At 46.2% G+C, this 6056-nt stretch carries 8 protein-coding genes and 1 pseudogene; 3 read left to right on the top strand and 6 right to left on the bottom strand.

Annotated elements, in window-relative coordinates; all coding sequences use genetic code 11:
- From RMO35_RS10170 to RMO35_RS10145, 6 genes and pseudogenes are all read right to left on the bottom strand, one after another.
- A partial coding sequence (locus RMO35_RS10170; RefSeq protein ID WP_309740880.1) for an LdpA C-terminal domain-containing domain occupies nucleotides 1-831 on the bottom strand: 831 nt, incomplete at its 3' end.
- Nucleotides 832-1284: 453 nt separating this feature from the next.
- The gene (locus RMO35_RS10165) at nucleotides 1285-1500 is read right to left on the bottom strand and encodes a hypothetical protein (protein WP_309740879.1); all 216 of its coding nucleotides are present in this window, start codon (nucleotides 1498-1500) and stop codon (nucleotides 1285-1287) included.
- 3 nt (nucleotides 1501-1503) lie between these two features.
- Complete coding sequence (locus RMO35_RS10160; RefSeq protein WP_309740881.1) at nucleotides 1504-1740, bottom strand: STAS-like domain-containing protein; 237 nt, start codon at nucleotides 1738-1740, stop codon at nucleotides 1504-1506.
- 453 nt (nucleotides 1741-2193) lie between these two features.
- Nucleotides 2194-2469: a hypothetical protein gene (locus RMO35_RS10155; protein WP_309740877.1), complete on the bottom strand. Its 276-nt coding sequence runs from the start codon at nucleotides 2467-2469 to the stop codon at nucleotides 2194-2196.
- Nucleotides 2470-2479: 10 nt separating this feature from the next.
- Nucleotides 2480-3286, bottom strand: a pseudogene (locus RMO35_RS10150) (IS630 family transposase); the annotation flags it as partial.
- 77 nt (nucleotides 3287-3363) lie between these two features.
- On the bottom strand, nucleotides 3364-3597 hold the full coding sequence (locus RMO35_RS10145) for a helix-turn-helix domain-containing protein (RefSeq protein ID WP_309740874.1): 234 nt from the start codon (nucleotides 3595-3597) through the stop codon (nucleotides 3364-3366).
- Between the two features lie 80 nt (nucleotides 3598-3677).
- On the opposite strand from RMO35_RS10145, the gene RMO35_RS10140 reads away from it, so the two are divergent.
- The 3 genes from RMO35_RS10140 to RMO35_RS10130 all read left to right on the top strand — a co-directional run bounded on the left by RMO35_RS10140 (nucleotide 3678) and on the right by RMO35_RS10130 (nucleotide 5816).
- The gene (locus tag RMO35_RS10140) at nucleotides 3678-3917 is read left to right on the top strand and encodes a hypothetical protein (protein ID WP_309740872.1); all 240 of its coding nucleotides are present in this window, start codon (nucleotides 3678-3680) and stop codon (nucleotides 3915-3917) included.
- A gap of 34 nt (nucleotides 3918-3951) precedes the next feature.
- Nucleotides 3952-4701 carry an SDR family oxidoreductase gene (locus RMO35_RS10135; protein WP_309740870.1) on the top strand — a complete coding sequence of 250 codons (750 nt, stop codon included), beginning with the start codon at nucleotides 3952-3954 and terminating at the stop codon, nucleotides 4699-4701.
- Nucleotides 4702-4772: 71 nt separating this feature from the next.
- Nucleotides 4773-5816: an aldo/keto reductase gene (locus tag RMO35_RS10130; RefSeq protein ID WP_396135642.1), complete on the top strand. Its 1044-nt coding sequence runs from the start codon at nucleotides 4773-4775 to the stop codon at nucleotides 5814-5816.
- The last annotated feature ends 240 nt before the right edge of the window (nucleotides 5817-6056 follow it).

The following is a 6056-nucleotide window of genomic DNA, read 5'->3' as shown; positions in this document are numbered from 1 at the left end:
GCCAGCTAGCTGCACGTAGCCTGGGAGGTGAGCGGCTAAGACTTTTTCACCGAGTTTGATGGCTGCATGAGTCGTTCCCGCGCCGATATCGCCACTCATCGGTCTACCATCGGTTTGCCACAGCAGCGCAAATGGGAGGGGGCGCGGGTGGTAAGTGGCGGCAATGGTATCGTGAATCGATCGCAGGTATGTGATTAATTCATCACTATCGGGACAACTAATCGCCAGCAATTTGAGGTGGTGTGCGACTGGAGCGAGGATACTCCATAGCTGCCTAAATTCGTCCAAGTGTCCAGACTGAGTATGAATTTCGATCGCGTCGATGCCATCCTCCGCTGTGAGATAGGGGAGAATGCTGTTGGGTGTTGCCGATCGATCGTGAGTCACAATTAACCCTAGCGGACAGATTGGCAAACATCTCCCGCAGCCATAGCAGCGACTCTCGACAACTCCTCGATCGTCAATGGCATCCGCCGGACAAATCCGTTCGCACGGACGCGGACAATCAGCCGGACATTGTGATGGATCGAATGCTGCTTTGCGAAAATGCGGGTCTGCACCATCATTTAAACTCACCATCAACCACGGGAAATCTAAACATGAATTTCCCGCATCAGCATTTGTCTGCGCTAATTTTCGAGCAGTACTGATGCCATCTTTCGCTGCGGTGATGACTGCAAGATCCGCAGCAACATCGATACAATCAGCGCCAGCTAATGTATAAGCGATCGCCAAACTGCGGATGGCTGGCAAATGTCCAAAGCTAGCACCACAGATGAGTTTAAACCACGTACCCCTAGCTAGTGAATTCAAGGGTGAAGGATAGAACACAAGGACTTGGATGAATTTGGGCTGACACTATTGTCTAGTGGAAATATTTAAGTATGCTGAGTAAAAACATTCATGACAGTCACCCTCTTTACCCTAAGTTTTTCATCCTGATGCTATGAATTATATCGAGATTTACCCAGTGGTGGCTAGGAATCGCGATCGATATTAATTTTCTGTAATGCGACTCGGTCGTCTCAACAGCATCTGATGAGATTGTAGCTCGATCGTCTTTATGATAACGGTGCCGCGATCGAACCCAGTCTAGTAGCGAGGCTGGCAATCTTCAAAACTCAGCGATGACTTTCTAGTCAAATAAGGAAAGCAGTTGTAGCAATGATTTCAGAATTTTAGCCCCGATTAGGGACTTACCTGTCAAATAAACATCAAACCCGAAAGGGTAGATATTTGATATATTTTCGTGATTTGTTTTCCCGCTCACCTGGTTTGATGTATTTAGCGGCGTAATAACTTACCTTGTAGTTTTGCTAATTTAATCACCTGAATATTACTGGTAAATAGTTGAATATTTGGGACAGTCACATAGTCCATGGCATTAGGGTAGGTTTGCCAAACCCACACGTTCGTATCAACGAGAAAGATATCTGATTGCTGTGGGCGATCTGAGAGAATGTCAACAACCTCAGCTTGAACATCGAACTGTATCGTCATAATCTAGAAGCTGGCGGCGTATTCCTCCATAACGGTATCGACAGCTTGACGATGAGCGGGATCTGAATAGTAAGGCTTGGCATTGTCAATCACCTGCGATAGAACGGTTTCACCATGGGGGGATAGGTTCTCAATTATCAGTTTCTCGTTGAGAGTATCAGACTGAATATCCTGCAAAAGCTGTCCGATGGCGACGTTGAAAAATGCCGACGCAAAAACTTTGACTCCTTCAAAGTCCAGCTCTACGGTTTGTCCACTCTGGAGTAGGGGTGAATCAGATCGAAGAGTTGTTGTCCGTCGTCAAACGAAATTGCATATTGCCCCGTAATTTCATGAACGATGTAACGCATTGCTTTTCTCCTCTGTTTCTAAAATCGTTTCTTCACCCCGCTATTAACCTCTGATGCTAGGCAATAATATGACTCATCGCATTTGAAGGCTATATTTATCAGTGTTCCCTGAAAATCGAGCATCGAACGTTATTGGCTATGCCCTGCCCAAAATCAACAATGGTTAGGTGTAGCTCTTTCTTTGTGGGGTAGTTTTGCCCGCAACTGAACACACCAAGTGAGGAGTCACTGTGTTCAAAGGCATTAGCGTAGATTTCCCAAACACTGCCAGCAATCGCACCCTGTAAGCCAGAGCTAATATTGACCCAGCTTTTTTCTAACCAATTATTTAGCAGGTATCCCACTATAGTATATTTGTTCTGTATAGATCTTGGCGATAAGGAATAGAATTGCCACTCCAAGGCTCTATCCCTCGATCGAAACCGAATAAAAATCCATTTTGAGCGAGATTAGTGTGAACTTTAGGCTGTAATGTGTTCCAGTCGAAGTGTAACTGTCCGCCTTTCGATCGAACATGATGGCTGAGTCCGCCAAGAAACGCCACCCCAAGATGACTCAGAAAGCTGCATTTCTGAAAATCAATGGTCAAGTCTAGGGAGGTATCAAGTTTTTGGTTCACTATAGCAATCCTATTTGAGTTCCTGAGAAAAATGATCCTGATGTATCTTGGAAAAATCAAATTTTGAAGAGTCATAAAACAATTCAAACAGCTTTTTGACAGCCCAGAATGACTTGCACAAATACCAGTATTTCCTCAAGAAGTTCTTCGCTTGTAGCCAAATATCTTCGACCGGATTTTGCTGGGGAGCGCTTGGAGCAAATAAAATACAAGTAATCTCTAGATTATCTGCCAAGCTTGCTTGATTCACCTGAGCCAAATATTCTCGAAATTCACCAAATTTATGGTAACTAGCTCCATCCCAAATTAAGACGATTTTTTTGCGCTGATATTTACGCTGTAGATTCTTAACAAATTTAACTGTCGATTCACCGTTTCTTGCTGGATAGGCCTCAATTGTAAACTCTTTGCTTTGATAGTTCAGTGCCCCAAAATAAGTTTGCCGATCTTTTTCACTCTTGATGAGAATTTCCATCCTGCTATTAGTTTGTCCCCATACATATCCACAAACGTCTCCACCGAGCAAGTGACACTCATCTATAAAGACTGCTACCATCTCTCCTAGTTCAATCTCCGTCTTGTGTTTAGCTAAAAATTCATTAATCTCTATTCTCTTTTGCTTGGGTCTTTGCCATGTCTGGGGAACCCAGACGGCACGACTCCGCTTTTTTACGAGATCCTCATCAAATTTAGGATTGACTTTTTGAGTTCTTTTCCAGCTAATTTTCGCTTGCTCAAATAGGTCGTAATAACTCTGCTTTGATTTGTAGACAACCTCATATTTTTCTTCTATATGATTGATCGATTCGTCTAAATGCCAGTAGTCTTTATTTTAAACCACTCAATTATTTCTGCTCTCTATTCGGTTGTTAATTTCCCTTTCGCCCCTTTATATTAGAGCTTAATTCCTGCTATTCCTCTAACTTTGAAAGCTTTCTTCCAGTCTCCGATAAAATTTTTACTTACGCCTAATAGTTGTGCTATTATTTGCTCATGGTATCCTTCAATAGCCATTTTTACAGTTAAAGATCTTTTCAATTCTCTGGGATCTGTATTGTTCTTAATCAAGTTCTCCAGGCTAGCTATTTGGTCATGTTCTTCTTGCTGTTTTATTAGCGGATTATCCATTACTTAAATATCGATTGTTAACTGTTTAATATAATTGTACTATAAAATAAGCTTCTCAAATAGGATTGCTATATGCCGGAATGGCGATCTATAGCTTGGGACAAGGGCGGGTACAGGGTAGTATTGCGGCGGTGATGGCACTAGCGCAAGTCATCGGGCCGCTGTGGGCGGGTTGGCTATACGAATCCGTCAGTCCATCGGCTCCCTATTGGTCGGGTACGGTTCAAGTACTGGTAGCTGTTGCGGTGATGCTGATTGCTATGCCAGCACTCCAACGACTGAATCGGGAAATGAATGCCGAACAAAATGAATATCAATAGATTTCCTCGTTCAGGAAAAATTTAGGAGACTACCATGCAAATTACCGGAAACACAATTCTCATTACGGGCGGCGGATCGGGAATCGGTCGCGGACTTGCTGAGTCCTTTCACAAACTAGGCAATCGGGTAATTATTGCCAGTCGGCGACAACAAGCGTTAGATGAGGTGACATCTGCTCATCCTGGGATCGAATCCCTGCTGCTGAATATCGATGACCCAGACAGCATCCGTTCGTTTGGTCGGCAAATCGATCGAGACTACCCAGCGCTGAATGTTTTGATTAACAATGCTGGAATCTCGAAAGCAGAAGATCTCAAATCGCCGCCAGATTATCTAGCGGATGCCGAGGCGATCGTCACCACCAACCTCCTTGGCCCCATTCGCCTGACAGCGGCACTCCTGCCACTGCTGCAAACTCAGCCGCGCTCTACCATTCTCACGGTTTCGTCGGGGCTGGGTTTTGTCCCGAACGCAGCGACCCCCACCTACAGCGCGACTAAGGCGGCGATCCATTCCTACTCGGTATCGCTACGCCACCAGCTCAAAGGCACCACCACCGAGGCGATCGAGATTATTCCGCCTTATGTGCAGACCCCACTCAGCGGCGCACGGCAACTGACCGATCCTCGCGCCATGCCACTCAATGAATTCATTACCGAAGTGATGGACATCCTCGCCAACCAGCCAACGGTCGAAGAGGTCGTGGTAGAGCGATGCAAACCCCTCCGCTACGCTGTCGAACATGGGAATGCTGACATGCTGTTTCAGACTCGTAATTCGTAGTGTAGCGACCTGAGATCGCGATTAATAAACAGAAGGTAGAAAAGAAATCGTTAATTATCGGGAGCAAGATGATAAAATATCGCCAACTGGGAAAGACAGACGCGCAAGTCTCGGCAGTAGGATTGGGCTGTATGGGCATGTCCGACTTCTATGGCGATCGCCAAAATGATGATGCTGAAAGTATCGCCACGATTCGAGCCGCGATTACCTCTCGGCGTGGCTACGCCAACGACATCGGGATTAACTTTCTCGACACAGGTGACTTTTATGGCATGGGTCACAATGAATTGCTGATTCGCGAAGCCATCAAAGGGGTTCCCCGCGACAAAGTATTTATTGCCGTGAAGTTCGGAGCACTACGCGACCACAAAGGTGGCTTTAACGGTGAAGATAGCCGTCCGGTGGCTGTGCAGAATTTTTTAGCCTATAGCTTGCAACGGTTGGGGGTGGACTACATCGATCTTTACTATCCCGCACGAGTCGATCCGCATGTCCCGATCGAGGACACGGTGGGTGCGATTCGGCAGAGCCGACGCTACGCGAACGCCGACCTGATTCAAGACGGTAAAGTGCGCTATGCGGGACTCTCAGAAGCGGGTGCTGACACCCTCCGGCGAGCAGCTCAGGTACATCCGATCGCCATGCTGCAAACCGAATACAGTCTCTGGACGCGGGAGCCGGAAACCGATCTGTTGCCCGCGTGTCGAGAATTGGGTACGAGCTTAGTTGCTTACTCACCACTGGGGCGCGGATTTTTGACGGGAGCCTTTCAATCTCCCGATAACTTCCCACCAGACGATTGGCGGCGGCACAGTCCCCGCTTTCAAGGCGAGAATTTTTATCGCAACTTAGAATTGGTTGAAAAAATTAAGGAAATTGCGACCCAAAAGCAATGTACGCCTGCCCAACTTGCCCTCGCTTGGCTGTTGGCAAAAGGTGAGGACATCATCCCGATTCCTGGCATGAAACGTCAAGTGCGACTGCATGAAAATGTGGGAGCCTTAGATATTGTGTTAACTGCTGCCGAACTGCAACAGATTGAAGCAGTTATGCCGATCGGTGCTGCTGCGGGTACTCGTTATCCTGAAGCGTTGATGAACTCTCTTAATCGTTAGTTTCATCAAAGATTATTACAAAGAATACCGAACTCCAAAAATTATTCTCAGGGGGAATTAGACTGAATTAATTCAGCCTAAATATCCTGGGGGTGTTAGGTAGAAAGCGGCTCAAATCGCGCTGAGGCTCCCTCAGCGTGCGTTTGAGACAAGACGAATGTCCGTATGATACCCCATTTTTCCGGTATTAGGTAGACAAATGTCCATCTAACTACCCCAAATGGGAGTATTAGACTGACA

It is taken from the genome of Chamaesiphon sp. OTE_20_metabat_361, assembly GCF_031364565.1.
This window is presented reverse-complemented; position numbering and strand designations above follow the sequence as displayed.